Origin of the sequence: Streptomyces sp. NPDC026659, from assembly GCF_040638245.1 — a bacterium.
GTDB lineage: Bacteria > Actinomycetota > Actinomycetes > Streptomycetales > Streptomycetaceae > Streptomyces.
The window spans coordinates 335,502-353,184 of sequence record NZ_JBEZXY010000003.1; the positions used below are offsets into that span (position 1 = coordinate 335,502).

Here is a 17,683-nt window from a genome sequence, read left to right on the forward strand (position 1 = left end):
GTACGGCGGTTACGGGGTGTTCGCACGCGAGTGGCACCCTTGACACATGACCGACTCCGCACCTCGTCGTACCCGTGTCCGCGCCCCCGAGCTGATCGGCAAGGGTGGCTGGCTGAACACGGGCGACCAGCAGTACACCCTCGCCGACCTGCGTGGACGCATCGTCGTCCTGGACTTCTGGACCTTCTGCTGCATCAACTGCCTGCACGTCCTGGACGAGCTGCGCGAGCTGGAGGAGCGGCACCGGGACACCGTGGTGATCATCGGCGTGCACTCGCCGAAGTTCGTCCACGAGGCCGAGCACCAGGCCGTGGTGGACGCGGTGGAGCGGTACGGCGTGGAGCACCCGGTGCTCGACGACCCGGAGCTGGCCACCTGGAAGCAGTACGCGGTGCGCGCCTGGCCGACGCTCGTGGTGATCGACCCCGAGGGGTACGTCGTCGCGCAGCACGCCGGTGAGGGTCACGCGCACGCGATCGAGAAGCTGGTCGAGGAGCTGGAGGCCGAGCACGAGGCCAAGGGCACCCTGCGCCGGGGCGACGGCCCGTACGTGGCGCCCGAGCCCGAGCCGACCGTGCTCCGCTTCCCCGGCAAGGCGCTGCTGCTGCCCTCGGGGAACTTCCTGGTCAGCGACACCACCCGGCACCAGCTGGTCGAGCTGTCGGCGGACGGCGAGAGCGTCGTGCGCCGCATCGGCTCCGGCGACCGGGGGCTGGCGGACGGCGCCGCCGAGCGGGCGTCCTTCAACGAGCCGCAGGGCCTCGCGCTCCTCGACGACGGCGCGGTGGTCGTCGCCGACACCGTGAACCACGCCCTGCGCCGCCTCGACCTCGCCACCGGCGAGGTGACCACGCTGGCGGGCACCGGCAAGCAGTGGATGCAGGGCAACCCGACCTCGGGCCCGGCCCGCGAGACCGCGCTGTCCTCCCCGTGGGACGTCGCCGTCTTCGGCGGCAAGGTGTGGATCGCCATGGCGGGCGTCCACCAGCTGTGGACGTACGACCCGGCGGCGGGCACCGTCGAGGTCGCGGCCGGAACCACCAACGAGGGCCTGGTCGACGGCCCGGGCACCGAGGCGTGGTTCGCGCAGCCCTCCGGTCTCGCCGCGACCGAGGACCGGCTCTGGCTCGCGGACTCCGAGACCTCCGCGCTGCGCTGGGTCGACCTGGACGGCCATGTCCACACGGCCGTCGGCACCGGGCTCTTCGACTTCGGACACCGCGACGGCGCCGCCGAACAGGCCCTGTTCCAGCACCCGTTGGGCGTCACCGCGCTCCCGGACGGCTCGGTCGCCGTCGCCGACACCTACAACCACGCCCTGCGCCGCTTCGACCCCGCGACCGGCGAGGTCACCACGCTGGCGACCGATCTGCGCGAGCCGAGCGACGCCGTGCTGGTCGGCGAGGACATCGTGGTCGTCGAGTCGGCCCGGCACCGGCTGACCCGGCTGCGGCTGCCCGAGGAGGCGGTCCGGGTGGAGGCGGTCGCCCACCGCACCCAGCGCGCCGCGACCGAGGTTGCTCCGGGCCGGCTGCTCCTGGACGTGATCTTCCAGGCCCCGGCGGGCCAGAAGCTGGACCTGCGCTACGGCCCCTCGACCCGGCTCCTGGTCTCCTCCACCCCGCCCGAGCTGCTGCTCAAGGGCGAGGGCGCGGACACGGACCTGAGCCGCGAGCTGGAGCTGAACCCGGCCGTCACCGAGGGCGTGCTGCACGTCTCGGCGATGGCCGCGTCCTGCGACGACGACCCGGCCAACGAGTACCCGGCCTGCCATGTCCACCAGCAGGACTGGGGCGTCCCGGTCCGCCTCACCGAGGCGGGCGCGGACCGGCTGCCGCTGGTCCTTGCCGGGATGGACGAGCGCTAGGACTCGCCGAGTTGTGGCCGGGACTCCTCAAGTCCCGGCCCGCTCAGACGCCGTAGCCGTCGCTGTACCCGTCGCGGTGCGCGTGGCGGTGGGGTTCCTCCTCGACGACCGGGGTCGTCGGGGGCACCACCACGCGCCTGCGGCGGGCGATCCCGCTGAACGTGGCCAGCCCGATCAGGCCCGTGGCCATGAAGATGACGCCGACCAGGTCGAGATCGACCCCGTTCATGTGCCAGTCGGTGGCGAACGTGAGGATCGCGCCCACGGCGATCAGGATGATGCAGCCTCCGAGACCCATGAGGACTCGCCTCCCCTTCACGGTTCCGGAATCTCCGGTCCCGCTCGGGTACCCGGCATCAGCCCAACTAGCCCTCCAGGAAAGCCGCGAGGGCGTTCGCGAGGAGGAACGGGTCGTCGGCGCCGCACAGTTCGCGCACGCTGTGCATGGACAGGATCGCCACGCCGATGTCGACCGTGGTGATCCCGTGCCGGGCCGCGGTGATCGGTCCGATGGTGGTGCCGCAGGGCATCGAGTTGTGCGAGACGAAGGTCTGGTACGGCACACCGGCCCGCTCGCAGGCGGCGGCGAACAGGGCGCGCCCCGAACCGTCCGTGGCGTAGCGGTTGTTGACGTTCACCTTGAGGATCGGGCCGCCGTTGAGGCGCGGGTGGTGCGTCGGGTCGTGCCGCTCCGCGTAGTTGGGGTGCACGGCGTGGCCGGTGTCGGAGGAGAGGCAGACGGTGCCGGCGAAGGCGCGGGCGCGGTCCTCGAAGGTGCCGCCCCGGGCGAGTACGGAACGCTCCAGGACGGTGCCGAGCAGCGGGCCGTCGGCGCCGGTGTCGGACTGGGAGCCGGTCTCCTCGTGGTCGAAGGCGGCCAGCACCGGGATGTGCGGGAGCGGGGCGCCCGAGGTCGCGGCGGCGATCAGCGCGGCCGTACCGGCGTGCACGGAGAGCAGGTTGTCCATGCGGGGACCGGCGACCAGCTCGCGGTCGCGGCCCAGGTAGGCGGGCGGCTCCACGGGGTACGTCATCAGGTCCCAGCCGGTCACCGAACCGGCGTCAAGACCGGCCTCCTCCTCCAGGAAGGCGATCAGGTCGCCCTCGCGGACGTCGTCGCCGAGACCCCACACGGGCTGGAGGTGGCGCTGCTTGTCGAGCTTGAGGCCGTCGGTGCTCACCGTGCGGTCCAGGTGGATGGCGAGCTGGGGCACCCGCAGCAGCGGCCGGTCCACGTCGACGAGGACGGTGGAACCTCCCCCAGTGCCGAAAGCCTGGGAGGTGCCCCCACGCAGGGTCAGCCGCCCGGCGAGGCCGAGGTCGCGGTCGAGCCAGGAGTTCATCAGCGGGCCGCCGTAGATCTCCACCGCGACCTGCCGGAAGCCGTGCGCGCCGCTGTCCGGCTGCGGCTTGATCCTGAGGCTCGGGGAGTCGGTGTGCGCCCCGACGATCCGGAACGGGGTGTGCGGTTCGGCGCCCTCGGGGACGTACCAGGCGATGATCGCGCCGCCGCGCAGCACGTACCGGCCACCGGTGCCGGTGCCCGCCGGGGTGTCCCAGGCGTCGGTCTCGGCGACCTGCCGGAAGCCCGCCTTCTCCAGCCGCGCGGCGGCGTTCGCCACGGCGTGGTACGGCGTGGGACTCGCCGCGAGGAAGCTCATCAGGTCGTCGGTGTGGCCGCGGTCGAAGCGGGACGGTGCGCTCATGGCGTTTACCTTAACGACGTGCGCGGGCCCGCTCCCGGCAAGAGGGGAGCGGGCCCGCGGCAGTTGGGGAAGAGCCGGAACGCCAGAACTTAGAAGGCGGCCTCGTCCAGCTCCATCAGGTCCAGGTCGACGGTGCCGGCGACCTTGCGGGCCAGGGTCACGCCGGGCAGGACGTTGGCCGCGAAGAACTTCGCCGCGGCGATCTTGCCGGTGTAGAACGGCTTGTCCTTGGCGGAGGCCGTCTCCAGCTTCTCGGCGGCGACGGCGGCACCGCGCAGCAGCAGGTAGCCGACGATCACGTCACCAGAGGCAAGCAGCAGGCGGGTGGTGTTGAGGCCCACCTTGTAGATGTTCTTGACGTCCTGCTCGGTGGCCGCGAGGTCGGTCAGCATCAGACCGACGATGGCCTCCAGCTCCACGGCCGCCTTGGCCAGGTGCTCGCGGGCGCCCGCCAGCTCCTCGCCGCCGGTGCCGAGCGCCAGGAACTTCTTGATGTCCTCGGCGATGCCGTTGAGCGCCGCGCCCTGGTTGCGGACGATCTTCCGGAAGAAGAAGTCCTGGCCCTGGATCGCCGTGGTGCCCTCGTAGAGGGTGTCGATCTTGGCGTCGCGGATGTACTGCTCGATCGGGTACTCCTGGAGGAACCCGGAGCCGCCGAAGGTCTGCAGCGACTGGGCGAGCTGCTCGTAGCCCTTCTCGGAGCCGTAGCCCTTGACGATGGGCAGGAGCAGGTCGTTCAGCGCGTGCTCGGCCGAGGCGTCCTCGCCGTTCGCCTCCTTGACCGCGATCGCGTCCTGGACGGAGGCGGTGTGGAGGACGAGGGCGCGCATGCCCTCCGCGTACGCCTTCTGCGTCATCAGCGAGCGGCGCACGTCGGGGTGGTGCGTGATGGTGACCTTGGGCGCGGCCTTGTCCATGAAGTTCGCCAGGTCCGGACCCTGGACGCGCTCCTTGGCGTACTCCAGCGCGTTGAGGTAGCCCGTCGACAGCGTGGAGATCGCCTTCGTGCCGACCATCATGCGGGCGAACTCGATGATGCGGAACATCTGGCGGATGCCGTCGTGCTTGTCGCCGATCAGCCAGCCCTTGGCGGGGTGGCGGTCGCCGAAGGTCATCTCGCAGGTGTTGGACGCCTTGAGGCCCATCTTGTGCTCGACGTTGGTCGCGTAGACGCCGTTGCGCTCGCCCAGCTCGCCGGACTCGCCGTCGAAGAGGAACTTCGGGACGAGGAAGAGGGAGAGACCCTTGGTGCCGGGACCGGCGCCCTCGGGACGCGCCAGCACGTAGTGGAGGATGTTCTCCTCCATGTCGTGCTCACCGGAGGTGATGAAGCGCTTCACGCCCTCGATGTGCCAGGAGCCGTCCTCCTGCTGGACGGCCTTGGTGCGGCCGGCGCCGACGTCCGAGCCCGCGTCGGGCTCGGTGAGGACCATGGTGGAGCCCCAGGTCTTCTCGACCGCGATCTCCGCCCACTTCTTCTGCTCCTCGGTGCCCTCCTCGAAGAGGATGCGCGCGAACGCCGGGCCGGAGGAGTACATCCAGATGGCGGGGTTGGCGCCGAGCACCAGCTCCGCGTACGCCCAGATCAGGGACGGCGGGGTGTTGGTGCCGCCGATCTCCTCGGGCAGGCCGAGGCGCCAGTACTCGGAGTCCATGAAGGCCTTGTAGCTCTTCTTGAAGGACGCCGGGACCGGCGCGGTGTTCGTCTCGGGGTCGAAGACCGGCGGGTTGCGGTCGGCGTCCACGAAGGACTCGGCCAGCTCGTTCTCCGAGAGCCGGGTCAGCTCCGCCAGGACGGACTTGGCGGTGTCGGTGTCCATCTCCTCGAAGGGGCCGGTGCCGTAGAGCTTGTCGCGGCCGAGGACTTCGAAGAGGTTGAACTCGATGTCGCGGAGATTGGACTTGTAGTGCCCCATGGTGACTCCGTCAGGTCTCGGCGAGGCACTATCTCCTCGCATCTGGTTCACGTACCAACTAGTAGCTCCGATGATGCTACCCGTCGGTAATAAGAAGCAACCCCGCGGGGGTTCGCTGTGCGGAGGCTCCGCCCGGCCCCGGGGGGTGCCCGCCGGCCCGAGCTCCCGACACCCCCTGGCGCCGGGGCTCCGGCTCGATAGGCTTGCGCGCATGTACGGCTACGACCAGAACGTGGGCGCTCAGCAGCAGTACGTCCCACCGCAGCAGCAGATGCCCGGCGGTGTCGGCGGATACGGCCAGCAGCCGCCGCTCTACCCCGAGCCGTCCCCGCCCTCCCTCGCGGACGCGGTGCGCGCGTTCACCACGGGCTCGATGTCCGCCGAGGACTTCCAGCAGGTGTTCGCCACGTCCAAGGTGTACTGCCCGCGCGGCGACACCCCGGGCTTCCTCGCCCTGCACAACACCCAGCAGCCGGTGATCCCGATGTTCACCTCGCTCAAGGAGCTGCGGCGGTACGCGGGCAAGGAGTCCAAGTACTTCGTGATCACCGGCGCCGAGGTGATCGACCTCCTCCCGACCGGCTACGGCTTCGTGGTCGACATGGAGGGCGAGCACCGGATGGTGTTCGACGCGAAGGCCGTCGAGCAGATGGTCGAGTTCGCGATGCGCCGCATGTACGGCGGCTGACGGGGTGACCCACCCCACCCCGGGCCCGGAGGGAATTTCCTCCGGGCCCTCTCTGTTGTGACTGGCGGAAAGTTCAACGCTCAACTAAAGTGGTCCCACAAGGAGGTACCGACCATGCCCGCAGTGACCGTCGAGAACCCGTTGACGCTGCCCCGTGTGACCGCTCCCGCCGACGCCGTGTCGCGTCCGGTGCTGACCGTCGCGACCGCTCCGAGCGGTTTCGAAGGCGAGGGCTTCCCGGTGCGCCGGGCGTTCGCCGGCATCAACTACCGCCACCTCGACCCGTTCATCATGATGGACCAGATGGGTGAGGTGGAGTACGCGCCGGGCGAGCCCAAGGGCACCCCCTGGCACCCCCACCGCGGCTTCGAGACCGTGACCTACATCATCGACGGCGTCTTCGACCACCAGGACTCCAACGGCGGTGGCGGCACCATCACCAACGGCGACACCCAGTGGATGACGGCGGGCTCCGGTCTGCTGCACATCGAGGCGCCGCCGGAGCACCTCGTCGTCTCGGGCGGTCTCTTCCACGGGCTCCAGCTGTGGGTGAACCTCCCGGCCAAGGACAAGATGATGGCCCCCCGCTACCAGGACATCCGCGCGGGCAGCGTGCAGCTGCTCACCTCCCCGGACGGCGGCGCGCTGCTGCGCGTCATCGCCGGTGAGCTGGACGGCCACGAGGGCCCCGGCATCACGCACACCCCGATCGTCATGGTCCACGCGACCCTGGCGCCGGGTGCCGAGATCACCCTGCCCTGGCGCGAGGACTTCAACGGCCTGGCGTACGTCCTCGCCGGACGCGGGTCGGTCGGCACCGAGCGTCGTCCCGTCCACACCGGCCAGACCGCCGTCTTCGGCACCGGCTCCTCGCTGACCGTCCGCGCCGACGAGAAGCAGGACGCCCACACCCCCGACCTCGAGGTCGTCCTCCTCGGCGGCCGGCCCATCCGTGAGCCCATGGCCCACTACGGCCCGTTCGTCATGAACACCAAGGAACAGCTCATGCAGGCCTTCGAGGACTTCCAGAAGGGCCGCCTCGGCACGGTTCCCGCGGTCCACGGGATGACGGAGACGGGGCCGGAGGCCTGAGCCACCGCCCGCTCGCGAACCCCGCCGCCCGGCAGACAACGGCGTCTGCCGGGCGGCGGCGTTTCGACTTACCGGGTTGGGTCGGTCGGGGGCTCGCTTCTCGACTTACCGAGTCGGGCCAGCCAGGGGGTCACTTCTCGACCCGCCGAGTCGGGCGGTTAGGCGGCCCGCTTCTCGACCTACCGAGTCGGCCGGTTTGGTGGCCCACTTCTCGACTTACCGAGTCGGGTGGTGGGTGGGCATAGGCCGGGGGTCCAGGGGGCGGGAGCCCCCTGGGGCGGTGCGTGGAGGGACGGCGCCTCACCCGCCCGGCCCGCCGCAGCACGACAGCCGAGGCCAGCCCATGATCCGCTGAACAAGTGCAGCTACTGCCCGACCCCGTCCGCCGCTTCGCGGCCTGGTGTGTCGTCCTGCTGCTCATCGCCGGGGTCGGCTGGGTAGGCATCCGGCTCTGCGGCGAGCTGAGGACAGCGGTCGTCCCCGTACTCCTCGCCCTGCTGGGCACCGCGCTACTGGGCCCCCTGTACCGCTGGATGATCAGGGCCAAGCTGAACGCCAGCCTCGCCGCGGCCCTGACCTGCGTAGCAGTCGTCGCCGTGGTCGGCGGCGCCGTCTACATCGTCGTCGCCGCCCTCGTGGACACCGGCGACCAGATCATCGCCTCGCTGAGGGACGCCGCCAAGGCGGTCGCCCGGCACTTCGGAGCCGCGGGCACCGGCCTGGACGACCTCGCCGCCAACTCCCGCAAACTGCTGGAGAAGTTCGGCGGCACTGCGGTGTCCAACGTCATCAGCGGCGTCAGCATCGTCGGCGAGTCCATCGCCATCGCCGTACTCGCCCTGCTCCTCGTCTTCTTCTTCCTCCGCGACTCCCACCGCGCCCTCAAGGCACTGCGCACCCTCGCCCCCGGCGGCACCGCCGACCTGCTGGAGGCCATGGCCCGCCGGGCCTTCGAGGCGGTCGAGGGCTTCATGCGCGGGACGACGCTCATCGCGCTCATCGACGCCGTCTGCATCACCATCGGCCTGCTGATCCTGCGCGTACCCGGCGCGGTCGGGCTGGGCGCGCTCGTCTTCGTCAGCGCCTACATCCCCTACCTCGGCGCCTTCCTCTCCGGCGCCGTCGCCGTCCTGGTCGCGCTCGCGGACCGGGGCTTCGTCATCGCCCTGTGGGCACTCGGGGTCGTCCTCGCCGTACAAGTCCTCGAGGGGCACGTCCTCCAGCCGGCCATCCAGAGCCGTACCGTCCAGATGCACCCTGCCGTGGTGATGCTGACGATCACCGCCGGGGCCTCGGTCGCGGGCATCCTCGGCATGCTGCTCGCGGTCCCGCTCACGGCGGCGTTCTTCGGAATCGTCGGCGAACTGCGGACCCGGTACGACGACAGGACCTAGAGCTCGGACGACAGGACCTAGAGCTCGTCGGACAGGCCCCACTCCACGGCGGCCGCGCCCCCGCCCTCCCCACCCTCCCCGTCCTGCTCGTACAGCTCGAACCAGATGCTCTTGCCCTTGCCCTGGGGCTCGACCCCCCAGGCGTCGGCCAGCAGCTCGATCAGCATCAGGCCCCGGCCCGAGGAGGCCAGCTCGCCCGGGCGGCGCTTGTGCGGCAGGTCGGCGCCGGTGTCGGTGACCTGGACCCGCAGCCGTCGTGCGCCGTTCTGCCCGAAGATCTCGGCGAGCAGCAGCGCGTCCGCGTCGGTGTGCACCAGCACGTTGGTGATCAGCTCGGAGACCAGCAGCACCGCCGAGTCCACCTGGTCCGGGGAGACCCAGTCGTGCAGCAGCTCGCGCAGATACTGGCGGGCCTCCGCGATCCGCTCGGGCTCGTCCTGCGCGACCGACAGCAGCGTGCTGCGCACCCGGGTACGCGCTTTCTCCTCCCGCTCGGGCTCCTCGCCCCGGTACAGCAGCAGGACCGCGATGTCGTCCTCGCGGCGGTCGGCCAGCGGGCCCGTCGTGTGGTGGGAGGACGGCCCGTGCACGCCCTGCACCAGCGCGTCCGCCAGCTCCTCCAGACCGCGCTCGCGGTCCACGTCCGGGACGGCGTGCTCCTCCAGGATCGCGCGGACGCGCCGCCAGCCGCTCTCCATGTCGTGGCCGCCGGTCTCGATCAGCCCGTCGGTGCACAGCATCATCGTCTCGCCCGGCTCCAGGGTGAACCGGGTCGTCGGATAGTCGGCGTCCGGATCGACGCCCAGCGGCGGCCCGCCCGCCGTCGGCCGGGTCATCACCGTGCCGTCCGCCATCCGGACCACCGGGTCGGGGTGCCCGGCCCGGGCGACCTCCAGGCGGCCCGTCGCCGGGTCGGCCTCCGCGTACAGGCAGGTCGCGAAGCGCAGCTGGGTCAGATCCTCGTCGTGCGTGATGCCGTGCAGGAAACGGGAGGCGCGGGAGAGCACGGCGTCCGGGCGGTGCCCCTCGGCGGCGTAGGCGCGCAGGGCGATGCGCAGCTGGCCCATCAGTCCCGCCGCCCGTACGTCGTGCCCCTGCACGTCCCCGATGACCAGCGCGAACCTGCCGCCGTCGGTACTGCGCCCGGTGGCCCCGCCGGGCAGCGGGATCATGTCGTACCAGTCGCCGCCGACCTGGAGGCCGCCGCCGGTCGGTATGTAGCGGGCGGCCACGTTCATGCCGGGTATCCCGGCGATCAGCGAGGGCAGCATGGAGCGCTGGAGGCCCTCGGTCAGCTCCCGCTGGGTCTCGGCGGCGCTCGCCCGCGACAGCGCCTGCGCGAGCATCCGGGCCACGGTGGTGAGCACGGCCCGCTCGTCCGGGGTGAACGCCACCGGATAGCTGAACGCCGCCATCCAGGCGCCCATCGTGTGCCCGCCCGCCGTCAGCGGCAGGAACGCCCACGAGCGGCGCCCGAACGGCTCGGCCAGCGGCCAGGCGGCCGGATAGCGGTCCCGGTAGGAGCCGGGCGAGGAGAGATAGACGGCGCGGCCGGTGCGGACGACCTCGGCGGCCGGATAGTTGGTGCTCAGCGGCATATGGGTGAAGGGGCCGTCGTCGCCGGGCGCGTAGCCGTGATGGCCGATGATCGTCAGCCGCTCGCCCTCCACGCCGAACACCGCGAGGCCGTCCGGGGAGAACCCCGGCATCGACAGACCGGCCGCGACCCGCAGCACCTCCTCCGTGGAGCGCGCCTCGGCCAGCGCCCGGCCCGCGTCCAGCAGGAACGCCTCGCGCGAGCGCCGCCAGTCCCCGGTGACCGCGCTGCGCGCCGACGACGTGCCCGGCGCGGGCTCGGTCACCTCCTGGAGGGTGCCGATCAGTTCGTACGCGTGCCGCTCACGGTCGTACGACGGCTTGGAGCGGCTGCGTACGACCCGGAGGACGTGCCCCTGCTCGTCGATGATCCGGATGCGCACCTCGGCCAGCGTGCCCTCGGCCACCGCGAGCGGCACCACTCCGGTGATCTCGTTCCAGTCGTCGGGGTGCAGCCGGGCGCGGGCCCGGGCCTCGGTGAGGGTGGTGGGGCGCGCGGGGAGGCCGAGCAGCCGTGCCGCCTCCGCGTCCACGGTGACCAGTTCCGTCGCCGTGTCCCAGTGCCACAGTCCGGTCGCGAGGGCGGCGAGGATGTCCCCGGTGGACGGAAGCGGCTCGCCTGTGCGCATTGCCCCACTTTATGAAGAGGTGACCAGGGACTGCCACCGTGGATCGGTGGACGGTAATGGTGAGGAGCCGATCTTGGGGTGCCCGGTACCCTTGACGGGTCCGGGCCCCGTGCCCGTACGCAACCGGGAGAGAGCACTCCCGTAGCCCCGAAACACGAAGGACGATGAACGACGATGCATCGGTACAGGTCCCACACCTGCGGCCAGCTCCGCGCCTCTGACGTCGGCACCGACGTCCGGCTCAGTGGCTGGCTGCACAATCGTCGCGACCTGGGCGGCATCCTCTTCATCGATCTGCGTGACCACTACGGCATCACGCAGCTGGTCGCCCGCCCCGGCACCCCCGCGTACGAGGCCCTGGACTCCATCTCCAAGGAGTCCACGGTCCGCATCGACGGCCGCGTTGTTTCACGTGGAACCGAGAACGTGAACCCCGAGCTGCCCACCGGTGAGATCGAGGTCGAGGTCGCGGAGGTCGAGCTGCTCGGTGCCGCCGCCCCGCTGCCCTTCACGATCAACGCCGAGGACGGCGTGAACGAGGAGCGGCGCCTGGAGTACCGCTTCCTGGACCTGCGCCGCGAGCGCATGCACCGCAACATCATGCTGCGCACGGCGGTCATCTCCGCGATGCGCCAGAAGATGTCCGCGATGGGCTTCAACGAGATGGCGACGCCGATCCTGTCCGCCACCTCCCCCGAGGGCGCCCGCGACTACGTCGTGCCCTCGCGCGTCCACGCGGGCCGCTTCTACGCCCTGCCGCAGGCGCCGCAGCAGTTCAAGCAGCTGCTGATGATCTCCGGCTTCGACCGGTACTTCCAGATCGCGCCCTGCTTCCGCGACGAGGACGCCCGCGCCGACCGCTCGCCGGGCGAGTTCTACCAGCTCGACGTCGAGATGAGCTTCGTCGAGCAGGAGGACATCTTCCAGCCGATCGAGAAGCTCATGACCGAGCTGTTCGAGGAGTTCGGCGGCGGCCGCCACGTCACCTCGCCGTTCCCGCGCATCCCGTTCCGCGAGGCGATGCTCAAGTACGGCTCCGACAAGCCGGACCTGCGCGCCAAGCTGGAGCTCGTCGACATCACCGACGTCTTCGAGGGCTCGGCGTTCAAGGCGTTCGCGGGCAAGCACGTGCGCGCGCTTCCGGTGCCGGACGTCGCGGGCCAGAGCCGCAAGTTCTTCGACGGTCTCGGCGAGTTCGCCGTCTCGCAGGGCGCGCAGGGCCTGGCCTGGGTCCGCGTCGGCGAGGACGGTTCACTGACCGGCCCGATCGCCAAGTTCCTCACCGAGGAGAACGTCGCCGAGCTGACCAAGCGTCTGTCGCTGGCCCCCGGCCACGCGGTGTTCTTCGGCGCGGGCGAGTTCGACGAGGTCTCCAAGATCATGGGCGCGGTGCGCGTCGAGGCGGCCAAGCGCGCGGGCCAGTTCGAGGACGGCGTCTTCCGCTTCTGCTGGATCGTCGACTTCCCGATGTACGAGAAGGACGAGGAGACGGGGAAGATCGACTTCTCCCACAACCCGTTCTCGATGCCGCAGGGCGGTCTGGAGGCCCTGGAGACCCAGGACCCGCTGGACATCCTGGGCTGGCAGTACGACATCGTCTGCAACGGCGTCGAGCTGTCCTCCGGCGCGATCCGGAACCACGAGCCGGACATCATGCTCAAGGCTTTCGAGATCGCGGGCTACGACCGTGACACGGTCGAGGACAAGTTCGCCGGCATGCTCCGCGCGTTCCGCTTCGGCGCCCCGCCGCACGGCGGCATCGCCCCCGGCGTCGACCGCATCGTCATGCTCCTCGCGGACGAGCCCAACATCCGCGAGACGATCGCCTTCCCGCTCAACGGCAACGCCCAGGACCTCATGATGGGCGCCCCGACCGAGCTGGACGAGTCCCGCCTGCGGGAGCTGCACCTGAACATCAGGAAGCCGCAGCCGAAGTAGTAAGCGGTGCGCGTGAGACGGCCCGGCTCCCTCAGGAGCCGGGCCGTCTCTGTTTCCGCCTATTCCTCTACTTGATCGGGATCGGCGCCGTCCTCCAGGAGCCGCTCACCGATGTCGTCGGACCAGTGCTGGGCCCAGGCGCGCAGGTCGGAGACGTCCTGTCGCGTGAGCCCGTACCCGATGAAGTCACCGTCCGGATAGAAGTCGGTTCCCGTCAGCCGCTCCTGCAGCGTGGGCAGATCGAACACGTCGTACGCGTGCCGCCGCCCCAGCTCTTCGAGCTCCGGCAACGAGAACCGCCCGGCCGCGGCCCGCGCGTCGACCAGATCGACGGCCGCGCCCCGGTCGTACAGGGCCCGGATCTTCATGCCGACGGCATCCTCCAGCGACAGCGTGGGCCCGTACTCCGTCAGCTCGGGCGGCTCCCACAGCGCCTCCTTGTGCAGCGCCAGCTCGACGGCCTCCCCGCTCGGCGGATCGCCGACGACCAGCTGAGCGGCGAACGAACCGACGCCCCGCACCTCGACCCTCCGCCCCCGCACCTCCAACGCCCCCGCGAGCCCCCGGGCGATCTCCTCCATCCCCACCCCGCTCTCACTGGCGAAGTCCAGGTTCCGATGCGCCCGCCGCACGATCCCATGCGCCTGCAGGGCATACCCCCCGGCCAGCACGAGCCCGTACGGGGCACCCGCGGTGACGGCATCGGCGAGGAGACGACGGTGGGGGTCGGGAAGGTTCACGGCGTGGCCAAGGGGAGCGTTCCTGTGCTGCTCGGACAGCCTGAACTTTCCCAGACCCGACGCGCCGCCACCCTCCGGGGCTCGGTTCCGGGCCCGGATTTCATCCCTCGGGCGCGTCCTCGGAGACCGTAGTGATCAGCTCTTCCGCACGGGTGACCGTGGGAGCGAGGTCGAGCCAGCGGGCCAGGACCTTCAGATCGGTCCGAGTGGCGATGTAGCCGTGGATCTCGTCGGACATGGGGACGTCACGCAGCTCAAGAATCCTGAGGATCGCGAAGGCCCAGCCCTCGGCGTACCCCTGGGTCCAGCCGGCCTTGTGGTCGGCGCTCCAGCGCTGGATCCGGGCGTTCATGTCGGCCAACTCCGCTGCCGAGATCTCGCCCCTCTGCGCGCGTTCCTTCAGACTCGCGCAGAAGAAGTGCGAGATCTTGACCGGATCAATGCCCAAGGCGAGCTGCAGGGCCATGATCCGGAATTCCCCCGCGAGCTCTTCCTCCACTTTGGTGTTCACACGGGCAAGCTAGGGGCCTTGAGGCACTGCGGTCCGGGTGATCAGGGTGCGTTCACTCTTGCGAGTAGCGGGGAGACGTTCGCGCCGGTGTGGAGGGGCAGGCCGTTCGCTCCAGCCGCTCATATGTCCCGCATCTCGAGGGAGACCTCGGCTTTCTCCTGCCAACCGCCGCCCGCGACGCCCCAGCCGGTGACTTCGGGGCTGATCGGAGGGAGTTCCCAGGGTTCCAGGGTTCCGTTGGTGAGCTCTGCCAGGAACTGGACTGTTCCGCCCGCGTAGTGCCACCAGGGGCCGTTGCGGGAGCAGATGGTGACCGGCCAGTGTTCGGGGTCGTCGCCGAGCACGCTCCAGAAGAACACGTCGCCCTCCTTGGAGTCTCCCCAGGAAATCAGGTTCGTCGGGACGAGCTCCGGGGGACGCAGGTCGGCAGGGTAGTCCGAGTACGGCCCGTCGCCTTCCCCGGCCCAGTCGCCTTCCTCGCCGGGCCAGGGAAGGAAGACGCCCAGGAAGTCGTCCAGCTCGAAGGCCGGGTACCACTCGGCGAGCGCCTTGAAGTCGGACGGCAGCCGCGTTCCGAGGGCTTCCTCGACCGCCTTCCAGTCGAAGACGGCCGGTTCCGACCGGCGCAGGGCCACCAGCCCGGGGACAACGCCTTCCAGCACGGCGATCGCCTCGTCCGGGCCGAGGATTCTGTGCGCCGGCTTCTGGGTGCCCATGAGTTCTTCCATGGACGCAGGCTGCCAGACAGTGGCGTGTGGACGGCGGGGAGGTTCACGGCGTCCGTCCTCTGCCGGCGCTTGGCCGGGTCAGCGTTGTTCCGGAGCCTCGGGGATGTCGGGGATGTCGGCGAAGAGGTCCTCGGCGCGTTCGACGGTTCCGGCGCGGTCGAGCCAGTCGCTCACGCGGGCGGGGTCGGTGCAGGTGGTGACGCGCTTGCGGATGTCGTCCGGGATCGGGATGCCGCGTACTTCCAGTACGCGCAGCACGCCCTTGGCCTCACCCCTGGCTTCGCCCTTCGCCTCCCCCTTGGCCTCGCCTTCCAGGTACGTGCGCTCCAGCAGCGTGCCCCGACCGGGAAAGAAGTTCACGAACGACACGATGTTCCTCCACTTGTCGCCTGCGGGAGTTGCCCCGAGGGCGCTGTCCAAGAACTGACCGATGTACAGAGCGGCGTGGGTGGGCATCTGCGGGAGAGCGTTGCCGAGTGCGTCCAGTATGGCGTCGCCCACCGGGGTATTGGCGTGTGTCAGGGCAGAAAAGGCGGCCAAAGCGGGCTTCTCGGCCGCTGTTCGCGCGTCGGTGATCACCGGAAGATTGTCCGGACCGACGACCAGGGGGTACGTGCGCTGGGCGGTCCAGCCACGCGTCCCGCACTCGAAGGGGCCGGTGGCCCACCTGGCGGTGGGCAGGTCGCGGCAGACGACGAGCAGGAGTACCGGCAACTGGTACTTCGACTGGAGATAGGCGACGTAGTACGGCCAGCTCGCGGACTTGTCGTTGTCGCGGCGTTCCTGGGCCTCGATGGCGAGCAGGAAGTCGTCGCCGTCGGACGGCTCGATGCGCAGCACGGTGTCCACGTGCCGGGCGAGCGGCCGGGTCTCCGTCACGTCCGCGGTGACCGCGTACGTGGCCGCCTTCTCGGGGAAGGCGATGCCCAGCGCTTCGAAGACGGGCGCCAGGATCTCGGGGCGCTCCTCGAAGACCCGGTGCATGCCCTCATGGGCTGATGTGACCATGAGCGCACGTTAGGGGCAGGGATGCATGCTCTGTCCGGGTGAACCGTAGGGGTTCACTCGTTCGAGGGGCGAGGGAACGTTCAGCCGGGGATGGTCGCTGACGTGCGACGGCGCCGACCCGAAAGGGGGCCGGCGCCGTCGGAGGGCTACGTCAGGCGGGCTGACCGCCGAAGCGCTCCTTGTACGTCTCCAGGTCCTCGTCCGTCAGCTTGGCGAAGAGGACCGGGGGGACGGTGAAGGGGGTGCCGGTGGGGACGGCCGAGAGGGACTTGGCCTCTTCCTGGGTGATCCAGGTGGCGGTGTCGGAGGGGAGGGCGAAGGCCGCGCGCATCGCCGCCGAGGAGGCCGGGATGAAGGGTTCCGAGACCACCGAGTAGAGGTGGATCAGGTTCATCGCCGTACGCAGGGTCAGGGCCGCGCCCTCGGGGTTGGTCTTGATCTCCAGCCAGGGGGCCTTCTCCTCCAGGTAGGAGTTGCCGGCCGACCACAGGGCGCGCAGGGCGGCGGCCGCCTTGCGGAACTGGAGCGCCTCCATCTGGGTCTCGTACTCCGCGAGCAGCCCGGCGATCTCCTCGCCCAGGCGCGCCTCCGCCTCGCCGGGCTCGCCGCCCGCCGGGACCTCGTCGCCGAAGCGCTTGCGGGAGAAGGACAGGACGCGGTTGACGAAGTTGCCGAGGGTGTCGGCGAGGTCCTTGTTCACCGTGGCGGTGAAGTGCTCCCACGTGAAGGACGAGTCGTCCGACTCGGGGGCGTTGGCGATCAGGAAGTAGCGCCAGTAGTCGGCGGGCAGGATGTCGAGGGCCTGGTCCGTGAAGACGCCCCGCTTCTGCGAGGTGGAGAACTTGCCGCCGTAGTACGTCAGCCAGTTGAACGCCTTGACGTAGTCGACCTTCTTCCACGGCTCCCGCACGCCCAGCTCGGTCGCCGGGAACATCACCGTGTGGAACGGGACGTTGTCCTTCGCCATGAACTGCGTGTACCGGACGGTGTCGTCCGCCTCGTACCACCAGGACTTCCAGTCCCGGTTCTCCGGGTCCTGGTCCGCCCACTCCTTCGTCGCGCCGATGTACTCGATCGGGGCGTCGAACCAGACGTAGAAGACCTTGCCCTCGGCCGCCAGCTCCGGCCAGGTGTCCGCCGGGACGGGCACGCCCCAGTCCAGGTCACGGGTGATCGCGCGGTCGTGCAGGCCCTCGGTCAGCCACTTGCGGGCGATGGAGGACGCCAGCTGCGGCCAGTCCTGCTCGTGCCGGGCCACCCACTCCTCGACCTCGTGCTGGAGCTTGGACTGGAGGAGGAAGAGGTGCTTGGTCTCGCGGACCTCCAGGTCCGTGGAGCCGGAGATCGCGCTGCGCGGGTCGATCAGGTCGGTCGGGTCGAGCACGCGGGTGCAGTTCTCGCACTGGTCGCCGCGGGCCTTGTCGTAGCCGCAGTGCGGGCAGGTGCCCTCCACGTAGCGGTCCGGCAGGAAGCGGCCGTCGGTGGGCGAGTAGACCTGGCGGATCGCCCGCTCCTCGATGAAGCCGTTCTCGTTCAGCTTCCGCGCGAAGTGCTGGGTGATGTCCCGGTTCTCGGCGGAGGAGCTGCGGCCGAAGTAGTCGAAGGCGAGCGCGAAGCCGTCGTAGACCGCCTTCTGCGCGTCGTGCGCCTGGGCGCAGAACTCGTCCACCGCCAGGCCCCGCTCCTTGGCGGCCAGCTCGGCGGGGGTGCCGTGCTCGTCGGTCGCGCAGATGTACAGGACGTCGTGGCCGCGCTGGCGGAGGTACCGGGAGTACACGTCCGCCGGGAGCATGGACCCCACCATGTTGCCCAGGTGCTTGATCCCGTTGATGTACGGAAGGGCGCTGGTGATGAGGTGTCGAGCCATCGG

General features: G+C 70.3%; 14 protein-coding genes. 5 read left to right on the forward strand and 9 right to left on the reverse strand.

Going from position 1 to position 17,683, the window contains the following annotated elements; all coding sequences use genetic code 11:
* Positions 1-46 precede the first annotated feature (46 nt).
* On the forward strand, positions 47-1,867 hold the full coding sequence (locus AB0E91_RS10430) for a thioredoxin-like domain-containing protein (protein WP_361778150.1): 1,821 nt from the start codon (positions 47-49) through the stop codon (positions 1,865-1,867).
* A 43-nt stretch (positions 1,868-1,910) separates the two neighbouring features.
* Here AB0E91_RS10430 and AB0E91_RS10435 read toward each other — a convergent pair whose 3' ends face one another.
* The 3 genes from AB0E91_RS10435 to AB0E91_RS10445 all read right to left on the reverse strand — a co-directional run bounded on the left by AB0E91_RS10435 (position 1,911) and on the right by AB0E91_RS10445 (position 5,489).
* Positions 1,911-2,165: a DUF6458 family protein gene (locus AB0E91_RS10435; RefSeq protein WP_361778152.1), complete on the reverse strand. Its 255-nt coding sequence runs from the start codon at positions 2,163-2,165 to the stop codon at positions 1,911-1,913.
* A gap of 67 nt (positions 2,166-2,232) precedes the next feature.
* Positions 2,233-3,573 (reverse strand): M18 family aminopeptidase, encoded by a 1,341-nt coding sequence (locus AB0E91_RS10440; protein ID WP_361778155.1) that lies wholly within the window; start codon positions 3,571-3,573, stop codon positions 2,233-2,235.
* Between the two features lie 89 nt (positions 3,574-3,662).
* Entirely contained in the window at positions 3,663-5,489 is a 1,827-nt protein-coding gene (locus AB0E91_RS10445) for an acyl-CoA dehydrogenase (RefSeq protein WP_361778158.1), read from the reverse strand.
* Positions 5,490-5,700: 211 nt separating this feature from the next.
* Here AB0E91_RS10445 and AB0E91_RS10450 point away from each other — a divergent pair, with 211 nt between their 5' ends.
* From AB0E91_RS10450 to AB0E91_RS10460, 3 genes are all read left to right on the forward strand, one after another.
* Positions 5,701-6,177: an SseB family protein gene (locus tag AB0E91_RS10450; protein ID WP_018547734.1), complete on the forward strand. Its 477-nt coding sequence runs from the start codon at positions 5,701-5,703 to the stop codon at positions 6,175-6,177.
* A 114-nt stretch (positions 6,178-6,291) separates the two neighbouring features.
* Positions 6,292-7,269, forward strand: a complete 978-nt coding sequence (locus tag AB0E91_RS10455; RefSeq protein ID WP_361778162.1) for a pirin family protein — start codon at positions 6,292-6,294, stop codon at positions 7,267-7,269.
* A gap of 359 nt (positions 7,270-7,628) precedes the next feature.
* Entirely contained in the window at positions 7,629-8,663 is a 1,035-nt protein-coding gene (locus AB0E91_RS10460; protein ID WP_361778165.1) for an AI-2E family transporter, read from the forward strand.
* Positions 8,664-8,680: 17 nt separating this feature from the next.
* On the opposite strand, the gene AB0E91_RS10465 is transcribed toward AB0E91_RS10460, so the two are convergent.
* A complete protein-coding gene (locus AB0E91_RS10465; protein WP_361778168.1) occupies positions 8,681-10,888 on the reverse strand; it encodes a SpoIIE family protein phosphatase in 2,208 nt (735 codons plus the stop codon).
* Positions 10,889-11,062: 174 nt separating this feature from the next.
* On the opposite strand from AB0E91_RS10465, the gene aspS reads away from it, so the two are divergent.
* Entirely contained in the window at positions 11,063-12,826 is a 1,764-nt protein-coding gene (gene aspS / locus AB0E91_RS10470) for an aspartate--tRNA ligase (protein WP_361778171.1), read from the forward strand.
* Positions 12,827-12,885: 59 nt separating this feature from the next.
* On the opposite strand, the gene AB0E91_RS10475 is transcribed toward aspS, so the two are convergent.
* The 5 genes from AB0E91_RS10475 to metG all read right to left on the reverse strand — a co-directional run bounded on the left by AB0E91_RS10475 (position 12,886) and on the right by metG (position 17,680).
* Complete coding sequence (locus AB0E91_RS10475) at positions 12,886-13,566, reverse strand: hypothetical protein (RefSeq protein WP_361778174.1); 681 nt, start codon at positions 13,564-13,566, stop codon at positions 12,886-12,888.
* Between the two features lie 100 nt (positions 13,567-13,666).
* Complete coding sequence (locus AB0E91_RS10480) at positions 13,667-14,077, reverse strand: hypothetical protein (RefSeq protein WP_361778177.1); 411 nt, start codon at positions 14,075-14,077, stop codon at positions 13,667-13,669.
* Between the two features lie 119 nt (positions 14,078-14,196).
* The gene (locus tag AB0E91_RS10485) at positions 14,197-14,805 is read right to left on the reverse strand and encodes a hypothetical protein (protein ID WP_361778180.1); all 609 of its coding nucleotides are present in this window, start codon (positions 14,803-14,805) and stop codon (positions 14,197-14,199) included.
* A 78-nt stretch (positions 14,806-14,883) separates the two neighbouring features.
* Positions 14,884-15,813 (reverse strand): hypothetical protein, encoded by a 930-nt coding sequence (locus tag AB0E91_RS10490; RefSeq protein ID WP_361778183.1) that lies wholly within the window; start codon positions 15,811-15,813, stop codon positions 14,884-14,886.
* Positions 15,814-15,964: 151 nt separating this feature from the next.
* Positions 15,965-17,680: a methionine--tRNA ligase gene (metG, locus tag AB0E91_RS10495; protein ID WP_361778186.1), complete on the reverse strand. Its 1,716-nt coding sequence runs from the start codon at positions 17,678-17,680 to the stop codon at positions 15,965-15,967.
* Positions 17,681-17,683 lie beyond the last annotated feature (3 nt).